The 21,501-nt window shown below is 36.3% G+C and carries 20 protein-coding genes and 1 tRNA gene; 8 read left to right on the forward strand and 13 right to left on the reverse strand.

The features are described from left to right. Positions 1 to 124: 124 nt before the first annotated feature. The 3 genes from R3E91_00070 to R3E91_00080 all read right to left on the reverse strand — a co-directional run bounded on the left by R3E91_00070 (position 125) and on the right by R3E91_00080 (position 1,123). On the reverse strand, positions 125 to 691 hold the full coding sequence (locus tag R3E91_00070) for an iron-sulfur cluster assembly accessory protein (protein ID MEZ5314603.1): 567 nt from the start codon (positions 689 to 691) through the stop codon (positions 125 to 127). A gap of 8 nt (positions 692 to 699) precedes the next feature. After that, on the reverse strand, positions 700 to 963 hold the full coding sequence (locus R3E91_00075; GenBank protein ID MEZ5314604.1) for a 2Fe-2S iron-sulfur cluster-binding protein: 264 nt from the start codon (positions 961 to 963) through the stop codon (positions 700 to 702). 85 nt (positions 964 to 1,048) lie between these two features. Continuing rightward, positions 1,049 to 1,123 (reverse strand) — tRNA-Pro (locus R3E91_00080). A 217-nt stretch (positions 1,124 to 1,340) separates the two neighbouring features. Here R3E91_00080 and R3E91_00085 point away from each other — a divergent pair. The 4 genes from R3E91_00085 to R3E91_00100 all read left to right on the forward strand — a co-directional run bounded on the left by R3E91_00085 (position 1,341) and on the right by R3E91_00100 (position 5,720). Then, a complete protein-coding gene (locus tag R3E91_00085; protein MEZ5314605.1) occupies positions 1,341 to 2,009 on the forward strand; it encodes an EscU/YscU/HrcU family type III secretion system export apparatus switch protein in 669 nt (222 codons plus the stop codon). Between the two features lie 114 nt (positions 2,010 to 2,123). Beyond that, on the forward strand, positions 2,124 to 3,968 hold the full coding sequence (locus tag R3E91_00090) for a flagellar biosynthesis protein FlhA (protein MEZ5314606.1): 1,845 nt from the start codon (positions 2,124 to 2,126) through the stop codon (positions 3,966 to 3,968). Next, positions 3,968 to 4,894 (forward strand): hypothetical protein, encoded by a 927-nt coding sequence (locus tag R3E91_00095; protein ID MEZ5314607.1) that lies wholly within the window; start codon positions 3,968 to 3,970, stop codon positions 4,892 to 4,894. Before R3E91_00090 ends, R3E91_00095 begins: the two co-directional genes overlap by 1 nt. Positions 4,895 to 4,946: 52 nt before the next feature. Continuing rightward, the gene (locus R3E91_00100; GenBank protein ID MEZ5314608.1) at positions 4,947 to 5,720 is read left to right on the forward strand and encodes a FliA/WhiG family RNA polymerase sigma factor; all 774 of its coding nucleotides are present in this window, start codon (positions 4,947 to 4,949) and stop codon (positions 5,718 to 5,720) included. Positions 5,721 to 5,746: 26 nt separating this feature from the next. Here the strand turns inward: R3E91_00100 and R3E91_00105 are convergent, their stop codons facing one another. From R3E91_00105 to R3E91_00130, 6 genes are all read right to left on the reverse strand, one after another. After that, positions 5,747 to 6,523, reverse strand: coding sequence for an NlpC/P60 family protein (locus R3E91_00105; protein ID MEZ5314609.1), 777 nt, complete (start codon positions 6,521 to 6,523; stop codon positions 5,747 to 5,749). Next, a complete protein-coding gene (locus tag R3E91_00110; protein ID MEZ5314610.1) occupies positions 6,490 to 7,659 on the reverse strand; it encodes an LL-diaminopimelate aminotransferase in 1,170 nt (389 codons plus the stop codon). The genes R3E91_00105 and R3E91_00110 overlap by 34 nt, the downstream gene beginning before the upstream one ends. Beyond that, entirely contained in the window at positions 7,652 to 8,596 is a 945-nt protein-coding gene (locus R3E91_00115; protein ID MEZ5314611.1) for an aspartate-semialdehyde dehydrogenase, read from the reverse strand. The genes R3E91_00110 and R3E91_00115 overlap by 8 nt, the downstream gene beginning before the upstream one ends. Next, on the reverse strand, positions 8,593 to 9,459 hold the full coding sequence (gene dapA, locus R3E91_00120) for a 4-hydroxy-tetrahydrodipicolinate synthase (GenBank protein MEZ5314612.1): 867 nt from the start codon (positions 9,457 to 9,459) through the stop codon (positions 8,593 to 8,595). Before dapA ends, R3E91_00115 begins: the two co-directional genes overlap by 4 nt. Continuing rightward, the gene (locus R3E91_00125; GenBank protein MEZ5314613.1) at positions 9,425 to 10,054 is read right to left on the reverse strand and encodes a dihydrodipicolinate reductase C-terminal domain-containing protein; all 630 of its coding nucleotides are present in this window, start codon (positions 10,052 to 10,054) and stop codon (positions 9,425 to 9,427) included. Before R3E91_00125 ends, dapA begins: the two co-directional genes overlap by 35 nt. 92 nt (positions 10,055 to 10,146) lie before the next feature. Continuing rightward, positions 10,147 to 11,145, reverse strand: coding sequence for a phosphatidylserine/phosphatidylglycerophosphate/cardiolipin synthase family protein (locus R3E91_00130; protein MEZ5314614.1), 999 nt, complete (start codon positions 11,143 to 11,145; stop codon positions 10,147 to 10,149). A gap of 279 nt (positions 11,146 to 11,424) precedes the next feature. On the opposite strand from R3E91_00130, the gene R3E91_00135 reads away from it, so the two are divergent. After that, on the forward strand, positions 11,425 to 11,670 hold the full coding sequence (locus R3E91_00135; GenBank protein MEZ5314615.1) for a hypothetical protein: 246 nt from the start codon (positions 11,425 to 11,427) through the stop codon (positions 11,668 to 11,670). 83 nt (positions 11,671 to 11,753) lie between these two features. Here R3E91_00135 and R3E91_00140 read toward each other — a convergent pair whose 3' ends face one another. Together R3E91_00140 and rpmB are read right to left on the reverse strand one after the other, a co-directional pair. After that, positions 11,754 to 13,529, reverse strand: a complete 1,776-nt coding sequence (locus tag R3E91_00140) for a UbiD family decarboxylase (GenBank protein ID MEZ5314616.1) — start codon at positions 13,527 to 13,529, stop codon at positions 11,754 to 11,756. After that, the gene (gene rpmB / locus R3E91_00145) at positions 13,514 to 13,798 is read right to left on the reverse strand and encodes a 50S ribosomal protein L28 (protein MEZ5314617.1); all 285 of its coding nucleotides are present in this window, start codon (positions 13,796 to 13,798) and stop codon (positions 13,514 to 13,516) included. Before rpmB ends, R3E91_00140 begins: the two co-directional genes overlap by 16 nt. A gap of 45 nt (positions 13,799 to 13,843) precedes the next feature. On the opposite strand from rpmB, the gene sthA reads away from it, so the two are divergent. The 3 genes from sthA to R3E91_00160 all read left to right on the forward strand — a co-directional run bounded on the left by sthA (position 13,844) and on the right by R3E91_00160 (position 19,462). Further along, positions 13,844 to 15,316, forward strand: a complete 1,473-nt coding sequence (sthA, locus tag R3E91_00150) for a Si-specific NAD(P)(+) transhydrogenase (protein MEZ5314618.1) — start codon at positions 13,844 to 13,846, stop codon at positions 15,314 to 15,316. Between the two features lie 2 nt (positions 15,317 to 15,318). Continuing rightward, positions 15,319 to 16,746, forward strand: a complete 1,428-nt coding sequence (locus tag R3E91_00155) for a transglutaminase family protein (protein MEZ5314619.1) — start codon at positions 15,319 to 15,321, stop codon at positions 16,744 to 16,746. A 130-nt stretch (positions 16,747 to 16,876) separates the two neighbouring features. Next, positions 16,877 to 19,462: an AAA family ATPase gene (locus R3E91_00160; protein MEZ5314620.1), complete on the forward strand. Its 2,586-nt coding sequence runs from the start codon at positions 16,877 to 16,879 to the stop codon at positions 19,460 to 19,462. Positions 19,463 to 19,464: 2 nt separating this feature from the next. On the opposite strand, the gene R3E91_00165 is transcribed toward R3E91_00160, so the two are convergent. Together R3E91_00165 and R3E91_00170 are read right to left on the reverse strand one after the other, a co-directional pair. Then, positions 19,465 to 21,057 carry a 4-alpha-glucanotransferase gene (locus tag R3E91_00165; GenBank protein ID MEZ5314621.1) on the reverse strand — a complete coding sequence of 531 codons (1,593 nt, stop codon included), beginning with the start codon at positions 21,055 to 21,057 and terminating at the stop codon, positions 19,465 to 19,467. 2 nt (positions 21,058 to 21,059) lie between these two features. Beyond that, positions 21,060 to 21,500, reverse strand: a complete 441-nt coding sequence (locus R3E91_00170; GenBank protein MEZ5314622.1) for a CesT family type III secretion system chaperone — start codon at positions 21,498 to 21,500, stop codon at positions 21,060 to 21,062. Position 21,501: the final 1 nt, after the last annotated feature.

The raw sequence follows: 21,501 nt of genomic DNA on the forward strand, positions 1-21,501 counted from the left end.
AAAAAAAATTTATTAAGAGATGGAAGCAAAAAAGAAATAAAATAAGCGCGAAAAATTAATCAAATCTTAACAAAATTGTAGAAAAAAAAACTAAAATTTTCAAATAAGTTGGAGGTTATTTTATTTAATAGCCTTGTGACTGTCCGCAACCGCATGCGGATTTTACATTAGGGTTGGAGACTTTGAATCCTGCGCCTTGTAGCCCATCTACATAATCGATTACTGAGCCGATTAAACGGTCAACCATTCCTTTTTTAATATGAATTTCAATCCCTTCTGATTCATATAGGAGATCTTCTTCAGTGGGAGCATCAGAAAAATCGAGAAGATATTGAAATCCTCCACATCCACCAGCTGTATCTCCAAAACGCAATGCGGCATCTGGTTGACCTTCTTCTTTAGCAAATTGACGGAATTTTTCAGCTGCTTTTGGAGTCAGGGTAATTGTATCGAGAGGGGTCTCTTCTTGAAGAATTTCGTTGAGTTCCTCAATGAGTCGATCCATGGCTTCTTTGCTCATCCCATGCCCGAGGATACCCGCTTCAATTGTCTCCCAAGTGGCAGCACTGCAACTTGTACAATGGAGACCTGCTTGTGTCATTTTTTGTGCTAAACGTTGGCTTTTTTCAGGATATTTAGAAAAAACGTCTGCGATCGTCATCTCGGGTGTAATTGGTTCTTTTTTTTCCATAGATATCCTCAGAATGAAATTTTTACGCATCCTTTTTTCAACTTACATTGACAAGCCAATCGTTCATCTTCCATTTCACCCAAAAAATCTTCTTCTTCTTGGGTGAATGGAGAGAGATTTTCCATATGTTCTTCTACTTTAATGACACAGGTTCCACAAACGCCCTCAGTACATGCAAAAGGCACGCCTGCTTCTTCACAGACATTTGCAATTGAATCTCCATCATTCACTTCATATTCTTCGTCACTATCTTGAAAGATTATTTTACCCACAATACAAATCTCCTTATCAATTGCAAAAGCAATTATGAGATAGAGGAGATTAAAAAGCGAGTCCAAATAGAAGTCGAAAAATGATTCGGAGTAGAGGGATTCGAACCCCCGACCTACTGGTCCCAAACCAGTCGCGCTAACCAAGCTGCGCTATACTCCGAAAAGAGGAGAATATAGCGAGGTTTTTAGTTTTCATTCAATAAGAAATCCTCTCTTTTCCTCGTGTGTGTTGATTTTTGACTAGAGATAAGAATGTATTGTATTTCTTCTTATTTTATCAACTTACCATAGATTCTTATGATTTATCTAAAGAACTAAATCAAATCTGAGTTTAACATGGTTTTTTTAATCTTTTTGATTTACTCGTTGTAAAAAAGATGAATCAAGAAAAAACAGAACCACCAACAAAACGTAAGCTGAAAAAAGCACGGATGAAAGGGGAGATCGCTAAGTCTTCTTTTTTTGCAGGCGCCCTTATATTTATGGGAGCAATACTTTGCATCTGGGGATCAGCTACCCTTTTAGGAAGTCGATTTATCACAAGTATGCAAAATGGTTTAAGGAACTTTGAGATGGAAGGGGCTTTTGCAAAGGTCATGGGTCCTTTAATTTACCCAGTGATTCTCATCATGGTAGGGATTTTCCTTCTGTCGATTATCGCCCATTTACTTCAAACAGGTTGGGTTTGGTCTATAGAAACTCTTTACCCTAGGTGGCATAAACCAAAGAGAGAATATCGATTCGTAATGCCAATCTTATACATGATTCTTATGATAGGGGGGACCTATTTTGCGATCAAAAGGGGGCTAAATTTGGAGATTTTTTTCATTTCAGTTAAAGAGCAAGGAAAATTTTTTTTTAAAAACATCATGAGATTTTCATCTATAGTGGGAATTTTCTCGATCCTTCTAGGGCTTTGTGATTTTTTCTATCAAAAATCACGCTATTACAAACGGATGTATATGACTCCTCAGGAAAAAAATGAGGAACTAAGAGAAGCAGAAGGGAATCCTCATTTAAAAGGGCTTTTAAGAAAACGTCACTAAAATAGTTTTATGAAAAGATTTTTTACTAAAAATCTACAAGGGGATAAAACTTTTAATTTTTATTAATTATAATTGATTGCGTAAAAAATCAAGGTTTCTTACACATAAAAAATCATGGGGGAGATTTTTTATCGTCTACGTAGGCTGGTTACAGATACAGATGCTGTTTTAGCTATTGGGGTATTAGGGCTTGTTCTTTTGCTGATTGTTCCTATTCCTCCATTTTTACTGGATACGTTGATTTGCTTTAGTATTGTCTTTTCTGTCATGGCTCTTTTATTAACCTTATACATAGAAAATGCCTTAGAGTTTAGTGCGCTTCCATCACTTTTATTGTTTTTAACGATTTATCGCTTAGGATTGAATATCACCTCGACTCGTATGATTTTAACAGATGGAGAAGGAGGGGATATTATCAAGACATTTGGTGGATTTGTGACAGCAGGAAATTTGGTGGTGGGTTTAATCCTATTTGCCCTGCTTACTATTATTAATTTCACTGTAGTCACAAAAGGAGCAGGAAGAATTGCAGAAGTTGCAGCTCGATTTATGCTAGAAGCTCTTCCAGGAAAGCAACTCGCAATTGATGGGGAACTTACAGGAGGATTGATTAATCAAGAGCAAGCTAAAGCAGCTAGAGAAAAAATTGCTCAGGAAGCTGAATTTTATGGAGCCATGGATGGGGCATCAAAATTTGTGAGAGGAGATGCTATTGTCGGTCTTGTTATTACCTGTGTGAATATTTGTGGAGGGTTAGTTGTTGGGCTCACTATGAAGGGGATGACATGGCAAACTTGCTTTGCGATTTTTACACGTTTAACGATAGGAGATGGATTAGTTTCTCAAATTCCAGCTCTTTTCACTTCTATTGCAGCAGGAATCATGGTGACACGTGCCTCTTGTGGCAGTCTAGGAAAAACTTTGACTAAACAAGTTTTCCATCATCCAAAAGTACTATTGATGGCGGGTGGAACAATGGTGCTTTTGAGTTTTGTTCCAGGAATGCCTATGCTAGTGATGGTACCTATTGGAGCGATATTTTTGATTTGTTCTTATTTTCAATTTAAAGCAGATACTCCATTAGATCAGAGAGAAAAAAAACCCACATCTTCTCTCTTCGTTCATCCTTTAGAAATTGAACTTGGATATGAGGTGGTCTCATTAGCTGAGGCTTTTCTACAAAATTTACCCAAGATCCGAAAAACGATTGGAAGACATTTAGGTGTTTCAGTACCTTACGTTCATATTACAGATCATGCTGAACTTGGACCAACTGCTTGGCGCATGCGTGTGAAGGGGATGGTTGTGGCCTCAGGTAGAGAAGCAAATTTACAGATTCTAATCAAAATATTCACGGAAATTGCTGAAGAACATATTTATGAGTTATTAAATCGACAGGATATTGCGCAGATGATTCAAGATGTTAAATGTTATGATTCAGCTGTTGTGGAAGAGTTAATTGGAAAAAAGCTTACGATAGGTCAACTTGTTAAAGTTTTGCAGAATTTACTTAAAGAGAAGATTCCCATTCGGGATTTTGTCACGATTTTAGAAATTTTAGCAGATCATGCGAAAGGAGAACGTAGTGATATTATGGAATTAACAGAGGCTGTAAGAATGGGTCTGTCTAGAGGGATCTCTGAAGAATTTTTTGGAAAAACACATATTGCTTATGCCATTACAGTCGACCCAAAGGTAGAACAAATTCTTGATGTATCCAAAGGGAAGATACGCCCTGCTATGTTTAATAAACTCATGACCTCTTTGGTCAAGCTCACAGAAGAAGCAGAACAACGAGGGATTCATCCTATTTTAATTACTACGGTGACTACTCGTGCAAAACTCAAAAAAATCATAGAAAATAAATTTCCCCAGCTTCCTGTGTTATCTTACAAAGAAGTAGGACAAGATGTAGAAGTTAAAGAAATTGGTCATCTATCACAAGAAGTTTTAATTTGATGGAAAGAAAAAAAAATATTGCGGAAATTAAACGTTTAATCAAAGAAAAAAAAGATCTCTACCCTCTAGTCGGAAGATCAATTCCTTATCAAAAGAACACTGATAGTAAAAACCTATCTTTGTCTTACTTCTCTGGATTTAAGGATAGTAAGCCATATGTTGAAAAAGAGTCGAGAGAGTCTATTTTAGCTTTAACTCATTTCTTACTTTCTAAAGGGATTTCTCAGAAGATTATCCAAAAAATTACCCTGCCATTTTTAGGAAAAAGCTGGTCGATGGATGAGTTAAAGAATTCTCTTGTGAAGGAGATAGAGACTGTAGGGGATCTTGCTGTTCCTAATCGTCTTGCCCTTGTTGGGCCAACTGGGGTAGGGAAAACAACAACCATCATGAAACTAGCAAAGTACTATAGCCATCGAGATAAAACTGTGGCGATTGTAGAATTAAATAAAAAAGCTCACTATTCCCAGCTTAAGCATTATAGTGATCAAGAAGGAATTGCCTATTATCAGTCGCTAAACAAGGTTGAGGGAGATCTCATTTTAATCGACACTGAAGGGTGTAATTTTTACCAATCTAATCAAATTGATAATCTTGGAGAGCAACTCTCATCTTTTCGCCCTGTTGAGATTCTTCTTACTTTAAGTGCAGCTACTAAAGAAGTTGACTTATATGGAGCAATTCACCAATTTTCTCCTTTATGCCCAAATAGTCTGATTTTTACTAAGCTTGATGAGACTCTTACGAGTGGGATATTGATCAATATCGCATCTAAAACAGATCTTCCAATTCGTTATATTACATCTGATTTTCCTCTACCAGGTAAGGTAGAAATTGCGAATCCTTATAAGATTATTCACAAAATTCTGACTGAATTCAATAAAAAGGAATTTAATCAGATCAGATATTTATCATTGTATAATTAAAAATAATTAATTAAACTATGAATAGGGTTTTTTATATTCTGGTGATTTTAATTTGAATGAAATAAAAAACGATCACAATTTAATCAAGGATCTTTGGACACGCTATCAAGAGACCAGAGACACTGAATATCGTGATGAATTGATTCTTCATTATCTTTATCTTGTTAAATATGTTGTAGGGCGTCTAGCTGCTGGATTACCTGCTCATATTAAGCTGGATGATCTTTATTCTTCTGGTGTGACTGGTTTAATTAGATCGATTGAAAAGTACGATCACTTACGAAATATTAAATTTGAAAGTTATGCCGGTTTACTGATTAAAGGGGCGATTATTGATGAAATGCGCGAGCTTGACTGGATTCCTCGTAGTGTGCATCAAAAAGCCAATGAAATTTCAAAGGCCCAAGAAAAATTGCAACAGGAACTAGGTCGTAATCCAAATGATGAAGAATTATCTTCAGTCATGGGCCTCAATAAAGAAGAGCTTGGAAACTTACTCAATCGGGTACGTCCCGCAGTGCTTATCTCATTAAATCGCGAAGAAAGGGATGAAGAAGAAAATGCTCCTTTATCAGAGAGAATTCCTGATTCACGTGGACATACGAGTGTTGAAATAGCAGAACGCAATGAGTCTGCTTTAATATTAGCGAATGCGATTGAGGGTTTACCTAAACAGGAAAAACAGGTTTTAAATCTCTATTATTATGAGGAATTGATGCTTAAGGAAATTGGAAAGATTATGGGGATTAGTGAATCAAGAGTTTCTCAAATTCACACAAAGGCGCTTCTAAAGTTGCGTACTAGGCTCTGTCGTGCCAAGTTTTAGCTGGTCTTTTCATCAAACTCTTTGAATTATTTAAATAAACATTGATCCGATCTCTCTAGGGAAATCGGATATCCCTTGTAGACATGAGGAGAATCAAATATTCGCCACTCTCCTTTTTTTTCTTCAATCTCTTTACCCAATCTCAGTAGGCGTATGGCTTTCCCTGAACTAGGGGCTTCTATAAAAAGATCCTCTTCAAGTTTTAGAATAACATGAGAGATTCTTTTATCTCTTGCAAAATAGAGAGGATCGCCTGGTTGAAGATCATGGATTTGTTTTCCAAATAAAAACTGATCATGAGCATTTCTTGGAATCATCAAGCCTTGAGCTCGATAAAGCAGGTTGATGAGTCCAGAACAATCCACACTCGCTACTGGATTAGATAAATAGCTGGAACGCCCCCCCCATAAATATGGGGTATCTAAAAATAGATAGGCCTCTTCTATGAGTTGTTGGCGGTTTAAGTGTTTAGATAATTGACGTGTTTCCGGAAGAGGAGTTTCTAGGTAAGTCCCATAAGGGTAGATTCCTTCTGTTTGACAAACAACGAATTTTGGAGAAATCCTCCCTTCCCCAATGGCTTCTATTTTTACCCATCCTTCATAAGGTTTCCATTTTTTAGATATAAAAACATATTGTTCAAGCGCAGCTACGTATAACCAATTGTCTTGTTTTTTAAGAATTTTGACCTCTTCATTAAAAAGGAGTTGTGATGCACGCAAGAGATTTTGTCCAAAATTTCTTGGAATCACTGGAATCGGTTTTTGGTTTAAATCGGTAACAGGGATAATTGTTTTGGCCATTTTGTCTGAATCCTTTTAATGGCTTTTAAAATCAGTTCTCGATGACCAAAAGCACTAAAACGCAAAAAACCTTCTCCACATGATCCAAATCCTAATCCAGGAGTTGCTACTACTCTTGTCTCTTCTAGAAGCATCTGAAAGATCTCCCAGCTCTTATGATGTCCAAAATTCACCCATAAATAGGGCGCATGTTCTCCTCCGTAGACTGTCAATCCTTTAAGTGCAATTGCTTGTTTAATGAGACGGGCATTTTCTAAATAATAATCACTTAATTTCTGAATTTCTTGAGGATAGTTAAGAGCAGCTAATCCACCAGCTTGAGCAATATTTGAAGCGCCGTTAAAAAATGTTGTCACAATACGTGAAAAATCTTTTTGTACAGACCCTCCATCACGATATTTTAGCTGGTAAGGTATCACACTCCAGCCAAGACGTACTCCTGTAAATCCAATGAATTTTGAGAATGAAGAGACTTCAATTGCGACTTGGTCAGCTCCTTCAATTTCATAAATAGAACGAGGTAAAGAATGATCTCGGATAAACCCTGCATAGGCTGCATCAAATATGATAAAAGCATGATTTTCTTTTGCCTTTTGAATCCATTTTTTTAGTTTAGCAAAGGAGATAACAGAACCCGTTGGATTATTTGGACTACATAAATAAATGATATCCGCTTTGGGAAATGTATCTGGAAAAAAATGATTTTCTGGCAAGCAATCCATATATACAATCGATTGGTTTAAAAAAAGACCCGTATCTAAATAAACTGGATAGGTAGGATTTTGCACGGCAATTGTTGATCCGCTAAAAAGGATTTGAAGACGTCCAATATCACATTTCGCTCCATCAGAAATGAAAATTTCTTCTGCAGAAACCCTGTGTTGATAGATCACTTCAGAAATTTTTTCACGCAAAGCAAGATGCCCCTCAGATTCTCCATATCCCGTGTAACCCGATCGAGAACTCAATCGATTAGCTGCTTGTTCCATGGCGTGTGTAATCATAGATGGGATAGGTTCTGAGGTATTTCCGATACTTAAATTAATTAAGTCATCTACATTCTGGGTATGGTGTCTCATCTGAGAGAAAAGATAGTTTTTTTTCAGAAGAGAGAAATTTTTATTGCGTTTAACCAAGATAGCCTGCCTCTTTCAAATATTCTGCAATTAAAATTCCATTTCCAGCTCCACCTCTAATCGCATTATGAGAAAGAGCTGTAAATCGCCAGTCTAAAAGAGGACAAGAGCGAAGACGTCCAATAGAAACACCCATCCCTTTTTCATAATCTCTATCAAGTTGAGGTTGAGGACGTTCAGGAGAATGATGGTAGACTATGGGAAATTTTGGTGCTGAAGGGAGGTGTAAAGAAGAGGGTTGGTGCCAAATAGACAGAATTTCATCGAAAGTAAGCTGTTTGTTAAAAGAAACTGAAACACAGACCATATGCCCATGAAAAATGGGAACTCGGTTACAATGGGCTGAAATAGGAAAGTCAGCTTCAAGAATTTTTAAGGGTTCACTTTCAATTTTTTCTTCTTCTCCTTCTATATAAGGAAGAATATTATCATGAATCTTTGAAAAAGCAATTCCAGGATATCCTGTACCACTAGTTGCTTGGAGTGTGGTCACTGCAAGAGAACGAATTTGAGCGATTTTATGCAAAGGCGCAAGAGGGAGAAGAAAAGACTGGATTGCGCAATTAGGTTTAGTAATCAAGTGATTTCCTTGAATATGATGGGGATTGATCTCAGGAATAATCATGGGGTGGGTTTTACGATGATATGAAGCACTTGAAATCACCCAAGATCCTTGATTAGCTAATTGTTTTTCAATTTTTGCAGCTATTAAATCAGGAAGTGCAGAAAAGATAATAGGCAAGTGAGGGAAATCTTCTAGGCTAGAAACTGGGTAGTTTTTCATCATGAATTGAGATGGGTCGACTGATTTTTCATGAGATCTAGTCTTAGAAGTTGCTAAACATCCAATTTCAAACCATGGATGATCTTGAAGCATCGCAAGATAGTTTTGTCCAATTAATCCACTTGCTCCTAGTATCCCAACAGGTATTTTCATGATTGTATTTTGAAAAAAGGTTCGATAATCGATTTTAATAAAGGTAAATAAGATTGATCAAGTGGAGTTAGGGGCAGGCGAGGTGGACCCGCTGGTAATCCAACCATCTCCATTGCTGCTTTAATTGGAATAGGATTTGTTTCGAAACTTAATGCTTTAAAAAGAGGAATGAGTTCATGATGCATCTTCTGAGCATGAAAAAAGTCCCCCTTTTTACAGGTATTTATTAGATCTTTTATGATTTTTGGCACAAGATTGCTTGCGACAGAAATGACTCCATCTCCTCCTAATGCCATGACTGGCAGACTCCATAAGTCATCGCCTGCATACACTTTAAATTCTGGGTGATCTTTTTTTAAAGAAATGATATCAGAAATCTGTGAAAGCTCTCCAGAAGCTTCTTTGATCCCAGTAATCCTAGGAAATTGTAATAATCTTTTCAAAGTTGTTTCATTAAGATTAACGCCACTTCTTTTTGGAATATTATAGATAATAATCGGAAGAGGTGAATGCATCGCCAGAGTTTTAAAATGTTGAAATAACCCTTCCTGAGTAGGTCTGTTATAACAGGGAGTAATCACAAGAGCACTATGTGCCCCATAATCAGCTGCAACACCTAGATTGTCAATTGTTTGAGTTGTGCTAGAGAGGCCACATCCAGCCATAAATGGAAGAGCAGATCTTTTGGTTTGCAAAAACATTGCATGTTTTTCTTGCAATGAAAGCGTTAGTGTTTCACCAGTTGTCCCAAAAACCACCACTCCATCAACTGAAGCCTGAAGAGAGAGAATCTTTTCAAATCCTTCTTCATCTAGCTTGCCTTCCTTGTTAAAAGGTGTAATGAGTGCAGTATAACATGTCATCTAGTGTTAACCATCCTATTTGATTATGAATCCATTCAGCTGCTTGAATCGCACCCAAAGCAAATCCATCTCGATTTTTTGCTTCATGTTTAATGGAAATAGTTTCAGAAGGAGAATCAAATAACACTTCATGTTGCCCTATGATAGAACCCAAACGGATGGTGGAAAAAGAAGAGAGCCCAAGATCCTTCGCAAGGATTTTAGCTGTTCCAGAAGGAGCATCTTTTTTCTCTTTATGATGCATTTCCAAACCAGCAATTTCATAATTAGGAAACAGACGACGTGCTTCGATCAGAAGCTTGCGAAATTGAGCCACTCCAATTGAAAAATTCGGTGCATAAAGAGCAGCATTTTTACTTTCTTGAACAATTTTTTGTGCAGTAGGTATATCTTGCTCCCAACCAGTTGTTCCTATGACGATAGGCACTTTCTCTTTACACGCTTTTTTGACATGTTCAAGCACAGCGGTAGCTACAGAAAAATCAATACAGACATCTGCCTCTTTAAGAGAAGAGACCGTTTCATGGCCACGTATATTCGCAATACGTGCAATCGACTTTGCCATTTTTCCGGAGCCAAAACAGATAAATTTCATAGGAAATCATGATATGAAAGTTGGCTTTTTTATGAAACTATTGATCAATTTTTTATCGATCATTTTTGAAATGCGTTTTCGATGAAAAGCTATTAAGTCATCGATTTTTTAGCTCGATAAGCTAAAGTACGTGTACGGAACCACATTTTTTGGAGTTTATCTTTTTGCTCTTGTGTTAAGTCAAATAGAATAAGAAAACAGTCTTTATTTTTAGAAAACGCTGCTTTAGTCCAATTGGTTGAACCCTGTACTAAAATGTTTTCATCGATCCATAAGCATTTATGATGTAAAAGCTTTTGTCTTCTATTTACCCAGACAGAAATTCCTGATTCAATCAGTTTGTTTGTGGTCCTTTGTCCCACTCCATTTGCTTGGCTGTTATCAAGAATGACCTCCACTGCAACTCCGCGGTTATGGGCAGCAATTACCGCATCAGTGAGTTTGGAATGTGTCCAAGTATACATGGCAATACGAATCGAATTTTTTGACTGATGAATTAAATCAATTAAATGATTTAAACCCGCTTTCCTATCTCGAGGTAAATGCCATAATTCACATTTTTGATCTCCAATATAAAAATAATAAGCAGAAAATTCTGAAAGAATAGATTTTGCAAGTTCTATGCTGTTAAATTTCATCACAAGATTATCATGAAGTCGTAAAGATTCTGTGGTAAAGTTTGCAGAACCAATCCAGACCTCTTTACCATCAAGCACGAGAATTTTTTGATGAGATAAGCCACTTATTTCTATGGGAATCAAATCTATAGATTTCAGTTTTCGATATCCAAACTGAGATGTTTTTGAATCATGTAGAACAGTGACTTTCACGCCTTTTTTTGCTTTGTGATTAAGAGCTCGAATAATCTTCTCATCGTTTAATGAATACATAATCAAATAGATTGATTCATTTGCTTTCTCAATCGCATTTAAATAAATTCTTCTCAAATCGTCATCACAAATATTTGCGTATAGCTCAATAGGTTTATTTGAAGTGGAAGGCTTTTCTGTTAAACAAAAAAATAGAAAAAAAATCCAGCAGGTAAAAAGGATACGTAAAGATCTTATGAGATTTTTAGAGATCTTTTTCATCAAAGAATTAGGAAGAAATTTGCTGTTTTTTAAATAGAGATTATGATGAAAACACTAAATCTCTTTTGAAAAAGATATAGTTGAGGGAATAGGCAAGGAATTGCAAGTAAAAAACTCAGAAACTATAATCAAAATCTTCCCTATCAAAAAAAGGTGGATATCTAGCTTGTCTAGAAAAGATGAATGATATAGAAAATGGTTTAAATTAGGCTTTTATGAAAAATCCTCGATGAATCATATTTAACGTGAAAATAAGCCATGGATTGTTGAGAACAGATTATGAAACTCATCAACATAAAAACTTCTCAGGCTTTGATTGAATTCAGAGACAAGCAAACGATTATCTATAATAAGTTTCTAGAACAAGAAATGAATAGAATTGGCATTCCTATTCCCCATGGTTCTAGAAGTCTTTATCAAGGTAAGGATTACATTTATCTTGATGATCCTGATTTTCAAAAAGCTTTTAAAGAAATTTATTATTTAACCATCATGAATCCTCAACAATTTCACTGGATAGATTAATTTAGTGAAAAGAAATTGTAAATTTTCATCTTTTAGATTTTGATCAAGTGACTCCAATTTTTTTAGAAAAAAAAGTTGTGTGGTTAATTAAGATGAGCTGTTTCACTATCGCCCATTTCCATTCCATTTGGGAAATAAGTGTTCCAATGTTTAGTCACATGGTTTTTTGTCTCTAAATCACAAGAAAGTTCATCGGGATAATTCTTTTTCATTCGAGCATCAATGAGAAGAGGACCCGAATAGGCGATATGATTCCGGATCACTTGTTTTTTAGCATAAAGATCAGCAGCTGGTTCAAATCGGGTAAAAACTGTCCATAGAAATGCTGTTTCACTCTTGATTGTTTGCTCGATGTTATCTACAAGAATGATAAGAGGCCAATCTTTAAATCCTTCATAAGCGAATAGTGTTTCATTAAATTCTCCTTCAACCACTAAACAACCAGGAGAAAATGGATGCGCTTTTCGAAGAGTTAAAGGAAGTTGGCCTTGATAGATGTTAGGAAGATCGCGTTGTTTTTCTCCTATTCCTAGCATGACTCCTCTCGAGCCTTGATTCAAGCTAGGACCAGTGTAGTCTAAGGTATCAAGAGAAAGATTAGAAAAAACAAAAAGATCTGTTTCAGGAGAGAATCTTTCTAAAATTATAGTTAAGACGGCACGAAAGTTTCGTAGATCTACTGTTTGGTTAGTGAGCAAGAGAAATTTAGTGAGCGCAAGTTGACCTTCTCCTAAGATACGAAATGCTGAAACCATGGACTCACGATAATACCGTTCTTGGACCACAGCAGCTGAAAGAGAGTGGAAACCTGTTTCACCATAACTCCATAAAGCTTTTACACCAGGCATCACGAGTGGAAAGAGAGGAGAGAGGAGTTCCTGTAGATAATTTCCTATATAAAAATCTTCTTGGCGAGGTTTACCTACAATCGTTGCAGGATAGATAGCATCTTTTCTATGGTAGATAGCATCACAAGTGAAAACAGGAAATGGGTGTTTTAAACTATAATAACCATAATGATCTCCAAATGGTCCTTCTAATCGTCGGATATGAGGCTGTGCATTTCCAATTAAAGCAAATTCGCATTCAGAAATTAATGGATGCGAAGTATAGGGTGAATGGCATACATCGAGTTTCTTACCTTGTATCAATCCACATATCATGGTTTCTGAGATATTTTCAGGCAGAGGAGCAATCGCACTTAACATGAGAGCTGGAGGGCCACCAATAAAGATAGAAACAGGTAGAGGTTGATTTTCCTTTTCTGCTTGGTAAAAATGAAATCCTCCTCCTTTTTGAATTTGAAAATGAAGACCAGCTTCTGTAGCGTTATATCGTTGAATACGATACATTCCTAAATTAGGAATCCTTGCCTCAGGAGATTCTGTATACACAAGTGGCAGAGTAATGAAATGGCCTCCATCCATAGGCCATGTTTTTAGCATAGGAATTTTGTTCAGGTTTGGAGGATGACAGTGTACTGCTTTAATGGGGCCGTGTTTCGATTTTTTTGTTCCTAGATAGAGACAGTTTTTCAGAAGCTGTCTATTTTTCCATAAAAGATTCCACTTTGGGGGAAAGTTTTTTGAAATCATCTGGACTAATTGAGCAATGACTTGTTCAGGGTGATTAGGAAAAGCTAACTTCACCCGTTTAAGTGAGCCAAATAAATTAGTCACAACAGGAAAAGAAGAATTTTTCACATGATGAAAAAAAAGAGCAGGGCCATTAACAGCAGCAACACGCCTATGAATTTCAGCAAGTTCTAGATCAGGATCGACTGGATGATAGACATCAACAATTTCTTCTGATTTTCTAAGTTCTTGTAGAAAATCACGTAAATTTAGATGGGAAGGCATTTTTTGTTTTGAATATGCCTTTTTTTGAGTACGTAATCGAGTCCTAGTTTATCTATTGTACGCATTGTAGAGACTGCAAGACGAAGGGTAATAAAACGATTTTCTTCGGGATACCAAAAGCGTTTTATAATTAAGTTAGGCAAAAAACGTCGCTTATTTTTTCCTGTAATATTGAGTCCGATGCCCTTTTTCTTTTTAGCTATTCCACGCAGGGTATAACTTCTACCTTTTTGTGGTTTTTTACCAGTAATCTGACATTTTCTAGACATTAAAAACTCCAATTTTTAATTGAAAAAAAATTATATCACTATGGCATGTATCTTGCAAGTACCAGCTTATATCTTAAGTCATCTAAAAATGGATTATTAAAGATTGGTGGATGTTTGAGTTATGAAATAAAAAAAATAAAAATTAATTTTGCTGTCATTGGCTCAGGACCTGCAGGACAGACAGCTGCACTTCAAGTCGCTAAACTAGGAAAATCGGTTGTGATAATCGAAAAGGAGATTGTGCCTGGAGGACATTGTTTGAATTCCGCAACAATTCCTTCTAAATCTCTTCGCGAGGCAATTATTGATTTAACCAATTATCATGAGAGAAGTTTTTATGGTTCTAGTTGTTTACGCGAGGTTACCATTCTTGATCTAAATTACCGACTCAATACTGTCCTTGAAGGAGAACGGGCAGTTTTATTGCATAATTTTAAAAAAAATAAGATTTCCTTTATTCAAGGAAGAGCACAATTTCAGAATCCAAACCAACTTGCTATTTTAAATGATAAAGGGGAGTGTTTTTGCGAGATCAGTGCAGATAAAATTTTAATTGCCACTGGATCAGAGCCACGTAATCCGATGGATATTCCTTTTGATTCTAATGTCATTCTTGACTCAACCCGTTTGCTTACCATTGAAAATATACCAGATACCATGATTGTCCTTGGAGGAGGAGTGGTTGGTACTGAGTATGCAAGTTTTTTTGCTTTGCTTGGGACAAAAGTTATAGTTTTGGACAAACAGGATCGATTTCTCGACTTTTTGGATGAGGAAATCGGTGCTCATCTGCAATATAGTTTGAAAGAATTTGGATTAGTTTTTGTCCCACATAAAAGGCCAAAAATAGTCGAGCGTATGAAAAATTGTGGCAGAGTTATATGTGAAGACGATTCCATCTATGAAGGAGAAGTGATTTTATATGCTCTAGGTCGTGAAGCAAATATCAAGGATTTAAATATTCACCTATCTGGAGTTCAGGTGAATGAACGAGGTTTTATTCCTACTAATCAGTATTTTCAAACTTCTATCCCTCATATTTATGCAGCTGGCGATGTGATTGGATTTCCAGCACTTGCTTCTACGAGCATGGAACAAGGACGTTTAGCTGGAAGACATGCTTATAGTGCAGAAACCCCTCTTTTTCCTAAACTTTTTCCCTTAGGAATTTACACAATTCCTGAAATCTCCTCTTGTGGATACACTGAAGAAGAATTACAGAAAAAAAATATTTCTTATGGGATTGGACGGGCTTATTATTATGAAATTGCTCGGAGCCATATTACGGGATCAGGTCATATTGGTCTTTTTAAAATTTTATTTAATCGTAATAATCTTGATATTTTAGGGACACATATTATAGGAAGAAATGCTACGGAGCTCATTCATATCGGGCAAGTCGCTATGTCTTTTGGTGCAAAACTCGATTACTTTGTTAATCAGGTCTTCAATTATCCAACTTTTGCAGAAGGATACCGGATTGCTGCTTTAAATGGACTCAACAAAATAAGATCTTAGAAATGATTTTTTTATTTATTGCAACAGCAGCTCTTTTCAATAGTTTAGATCCTTCATCAGTTGCTCAATCCATCGCTTATCATCAGCTTTATCCCGAACATGCTCCTTCATTCAAACGAGTGATGGATCTTTTAGGGACGGCTTGTAAAGAAGAGATTGCAGCAGTTGGATCAGCGTTAGGTAAATCTTCGGATCAATTACTTGAATCAGAGATAATTTTAATTGAAAAGTTAGCTGCTCGTCTCCCGAATCGTAAATTAAATGGATATTATGCCCATTCTGAGAAAGAGATATTTCCTCTTCATTCTGCAGAGATCGATTTAGGGATGGCATTACTTCTTTCACAATTAGATGGTCAATCTGATTGTTATTTACAAGCACGTCGTTATTCAGCAATGCTTGATTTGATGGCTCTTCAAATTTTAGCTGCACTTCCACATGAAGCCACTGCGATTGAAAAAATTGAAGAAACAAATCGATTTATCTTTGATAAGATGCATTTTCGATTTCCTCCTCATTCTTTATATGCAGATCAGATTGATCGATATACCTTTCTTCCATCAGTCATGGACAATCATTTAGGAGTTTGTCTAGGAGTGACTGCTCTTTACCTAGCTATTGCACAGCGCATTGGTCTTTCTCTTGAAATCATTACTCCACCGGGTCATATCTATATTCGTCATCATCAAAATGGGCAGATAATAAATATTGAAACCACTGCGCGTGGAACTCATCCAATAAGTGAAGTATATTTAGGGATCAATAATCGTAGCTTACGGAAGCGTGATTTGAAAGAGGTCATTGGGATGACTTATATTAACCAGGGATCTGCTTATCTCAATGCAAATCAATTCGCCCAAGCCTTAAATGCCTATAAAAAAGCTTTTCTTTATCTCCCTGAAGACATTCTTATGAAAGAGTTGTTGGGTTATAGCTATATCCTTAACGGGCAAAAAGAAGAAGGAGAAAAGCTGTTAAATCAAATTAAAGGACAAATTCCAGATGAAGCTGTGGTCAAACATGGAATGGTTGAGGATTATTTAGCTGGCAATGTGGGAATTGATGGCATTCAAGTGGTTTTTTCGAATGTGGATGAAACACGGAATTCAATTATTAAAAAACAAAAGGCACTTCAAGCTATTATGCAGAAATATCCCCACTTTAAAGAAGGAATGCAACAACTTGCTGTCACTTGGATTCAGTTACATCGAACAAAAGAGGCGATTAAAGCCTTACACTGTTGTATGGAAATGGATCCAGATAATCCGATTACAGCCTATTATCTTGCAATGTTGTATGGAGAAAGACAGGATTTTAAAGCATGTTGGTATTATCTTATACAAGCAGAATCGATTACAGCTAAACATAATTTTTTACCAAAGGCTTTAAAAGACTTAAGAAGAATGCTTACAGCCTATTGTCCGCAATAGGAGAAATCATAACTTATCAAAGAGTCGATTGATCTTCCTGATTAGGATTTAGAAAATCCTTGCATCTACTGTTTATTTGAGATTATAATTTTTTCTCAAACTGATATGAGTATCTAACAGGGAGATTGTTATGGAAAAATTTTCTGAAGCTGCTCAAGAAGCAGTACAAAGTGCCTTTCAAAAAGCACAAGAAAATCATCATCCTGAAATTACAGAAAACCATTTACTTGTCTCTTTCCTAGAAAATCCTCAGGGGTATTTTTCTACGCTTTTAAATGAAACTTCGGGAAATACAAAAGAGTTATTGACTCATCTTAAAAATTTTCTCGCACATTTGCCAAAGTATACAGGAGAAGGTGGTCCTCCAAAACCTTCATCAGATTTTCAAGCACGTATCATGGAGGCTCAGAAATTTTCTACTGAACTGGGTGATAGTTATATTTCCAGCGATCATTTTTTATTAAGTTTTTGGAAGAGTGGTGGGGAACCATTTGCATTATGGCGTAAAGCAACCGGTTTTTCTTTAAAGGATTTAAAATCGTTGATTGAGAAAATTCGTGGAAATCGTCATATGGATTCACCTACGGCTGAATCTAGTATGAAAAGTTTGGAGAAATATTGCAAAAATTACACTGCCTTAGCAAAAGAGGGGAAGCTAGATCCAGTGATCGGGCGTGATGAAGAAATTCGAAGAACGATACAGGTATTAAGTCGACGTACAAAAAATAATCCGATGCTTATTGGAGAGCCTGGAGTAGGCAAAACAGCGATTGTTGAGGGATTAGCTCAAAGAATTGTGCAAAAAGATGTTCCTGAATCATTACTAAACAAACAACTTGTTGCATTGGATATGGGCAGTTTAATTGCTGGCACTAAGTTTCGTGGGGAATTTGAAGAAAGGTTAAAAGCTATTTTAGGAGAGATCGAACAAAAAGAAGGGGAAATTATTCTTTTCATTGATGAGGTTCATACCCTAGTTGGAGCAGGAGCAGCAGAAGGTGCAATGGATGCTGCAAATCTTTTAAAGCCAGCACTTGCTAGAGGACTACTTCACTGTATTGGTGCTACCACTTTAAATGAATATCAAAAATATATCGAGAAGGATGCGGCTTTAGAGCGTCGTTTTCAAACAGTGATGGTATTAGAGCCTTCTTTAGAAGATTCAATCGCAATTTTACGAGGTTTGAAAGAGCGTTATGAAATTTTTCATGGAGTGCGCATTACAGAAGACGCTCTTCATGCTGCGGTCCATCTTTCACATCGCTATATTTCTGATAGGTTTCTTCCTGATAAAGCCATTGATTTGGTAGATGAAGCAGCGAGTCTAATACGTATGCAACTTGGTTCTCGTCCTTTACCAATTGATATAAAAGAGAGAGAACTTGCCTCTCTTATTGTGCAACAGGAAGGATCTAAAACAGAGCATGTAAAAGGAGAAAGTGATGAACTTAAGAAAAAAATTGCGAATATAAAAGAAGAGTTAGCAAGTCTTAAGACACGTTGGGAAAATGAGAAGGGGATGTTATTATCATTAAAAGATAAAAAAAATAGATTAGAACAACTAAGATTTCAAGAAGAAGAAGCTGAACGAGTGGCTGAATATAATAAAGTGGCGCAATTGCGTTATAATGATATTCCAGCACTTGAGAAGGAAGTTCTTAGATTACAAGATGAATTAGCAAGACAAGATGGACGTTTACTTCAAGAAGAAGTCGATGAATTTTTAATTGCTCAAATTGTAGCAAAATGGACAGGCATTCCTGTCGAAAAAATGTTGGAAGGGGAAGCTCAAAAGCTTTTACATTTAGAAGAAATCATCGAAAAACAATTAGTTGGTCAATCTTTTGCAGTGAAAGCTGTCAGTGATGCAATTCGCTCTGCAAGGGCTGGTTTAAATGATCCAAATCGACCAACTGGGGTCTTTCTTTTTTTAGGACCAACTGGGGTAGGAAAAACTGAGTTAGCAAAAATTTTAGCTAACCAACTTTTTAATAATGAAGACGCAATGATTCGTCTCGATATGTCTGAATACATGGAGAAACATACTGTTTCTAAATTGATAGGCTCTCCTCCCGGCTATGTTGGATATGATGAAGGAGGGCAACTTTCAGAAGCTTTGCGTCGTCGTCCATATGCTGTTGTTTTGCTTGATGAAATTGAAAAAGCGCACCATGACGTCTTCAATATTCTTCTTCAAGTATTTGATGATGGGCGTTTAACTGATAGTAAGGGAAGGAAAGTAAATTGTAAGAATGCTTTGTTTATTATGACTTCGAATATTGGATCAGAACAATTAATGTCGGCCATTCAGAGTGGTCAGGCAGAATTTCTAATCACTAAAGAAGAAGTACTCAAGAAAGTCGAACCTTTATTGACTCAATATTTTCGTCCAGAATTTCTCAACCGTCTTGATGAGATCCTTCCTTTTCTTCCTCTTCAACAAAAACAAATGCATAAAATTGTCCTTATTCAAATAGATCGTGTAGTTAATAGACTCAAGGAAAAGCAAATACAACTTTTGTGGGACGAAAATGTCATCGATTTTCTTGCTCAAGAAGGTTATAGTCCTGCTTTTGGAGCACGTCCTTTAAAAAGGTTAATTCAAAATAAATTAGTGAATCTTTTATCTAAAGGCATTTTAGAAGGACAAATCAGTAGTAATAGTACGATTAAAATTCGTTTACACGATCATCAGATTGTTTTTGAAACAAAATAAGATTATTTTATTAAATTATGGATGGTTTCTGCTAAAGGAATGTTTTCAGTGATTTTTTCGATGGGTAGACGAAATCGATAAGTCCAATTCGTGCTAAGAATGGTGCCTGGGATATTGATTCTTTCATTATTTGGATTTTCAGATATAAGTTGAGGAAAAAGAGCTAAATATTCTTGTAGTGGATTAATATGTAAAAGGCTTGAAGAATGGTGCGAGTCCCACAATATTTCCTTATGTTGATGAAGAGTTAGGAAGGGTTTATAACCCCATTGTTTAAATTGACAGAAGAGTTTTGCTTCTTTAGGAAAATGTCTCCACCAAAGTTGTAAGGGATCAGAGTCATGATTAGAAACAGTGGTCATTGTAGTGGGTTGGTATTGATTGATTGGGATAAAACTCCCCTCACTCTCCCAGTACCTTTCCCACCGCATCATCTTTGTTCCACACAGACCCAAATCATGGAGAGAGTTTTTTATCTCTAAAGGAACTACACCTAAATCTTCAGCAATAGGAAACATTTTCCCTTTTTGAATGAGCATTTTGATGAGTTTAACTCCCTGAGACATCCATTCTTCTTTATTTACAGGGAAAAATGCTCCTGCTTTTGCAGGTTGACCCACGGGAATTGACCATATACGAAAAAAGCCTACGACATGATCTATTCGATAGAGATGATAAAAATAGCTCGCAGTTTGTAGCCGTTCTTCCCACCATTGGTAACCATCTTTTTCAATTTCTTTCCAATTATATGTTGGGAAACCCCAATATTGTCCCTCTCGTGATTGCATATCAGGAGGAGCACCAGCAACTTGGTTCATAAAGAAGTAACGACGAAAGTGCCAAACATCCACACTATCACGGCTAATTAAAATAGGAATATCTCCTTTTAGGAGGATATTATTTTGTGTCGCAATCTGTTTTACTTTTTTGAGTTGTTTATAACTTATATATTGCAGAAAAGTGTAAAACTGGCATTTTTTCTCGTACTTCTTACACAATTCTTTGTACTCATTTTCAGAGGGGTTTTTGAGATAAATTGGCCACTCTTCCCAGTGTGTCCAGAGTTGTTCTTCCTTCAAAGAGTTAAAAAGCGCATAGGGTTGAATCCATGGATTTTGTTGAAGAAATAATTGATAATCAGTACTTTGACTATAATCCTGATAAACGAGAGGAACATACTCTCGGAAAAAAGCAAATTTTAACTCTCTGACAATATAATATTTAACCCGATCGGTATAGTTCCAGTAACGAATTTTTGCGAGTTTTTGTTGATAATCGGGCACGCGTTCTATTTGAAATAAAGCAGAAAGAGTAATATGGATAGGAGAAAGAGCATTCGCTGAAATCGCATTGTAAGGACTTGTACTTAGACCAGTATCATTGAGAGGCAGCAGTTGAATTATATTCATGCCCATCCTTCTGCACCATTTAATCATAGGAATGAGATCAAAAAACTCTCCAATGCCACAACTATTTTCTGAATGAAGAGAAAAAAGAGGAAAACAGATGCCATGATGATTTCTGATTCCAATTTTATTCCATTGATCACCAGTAGATTTTTTTAAAATTTCTTTTTTTAACTTCTCATCTTCCATAACTATGATCCATCCCGAGATGGTAAATCTAATTGCATAGCAGGAATTTCTCCTTTTTCTACAGCATCTTTCCATATTTTTGCATGTTCACAAAAAGTTTGAATAAATTGATAAAGTTGTTCTGCATTTAATGATGGAAGGGGAAGAAATTGGAATAATACAAAGCGAGAATTTTTTTCACTAAAAGCGAGAATTCCACGAGGAGAATAGGAGCCTCCGTTCATACGCATAGCTTGAATAAAAATGCGTTCCCTATAAGGTCCAGGAAAAATTTCTCCTAATTGTGTTCCTATAAGGATTTGGTCGCCATTTGGATCAAGGTCTATTTGTATTGATAGACGGTCGCTTGGAAAAGTTAGGCAACATGAAAGATTTGCATCAAGTTGCAAATTGAGACCTATGATTTTTCCAAGATCTTGCATCAGATGCTCAAATACTCCCATA

The sequence above is a fragment of the Chlamydiales bacterium genome (assembly GCA_041395025.1).
GTDB lineage: Bacteria > Chlamydiota > Chlamydiia > Chlamydiales > JAAKFR01 > JAJACP01.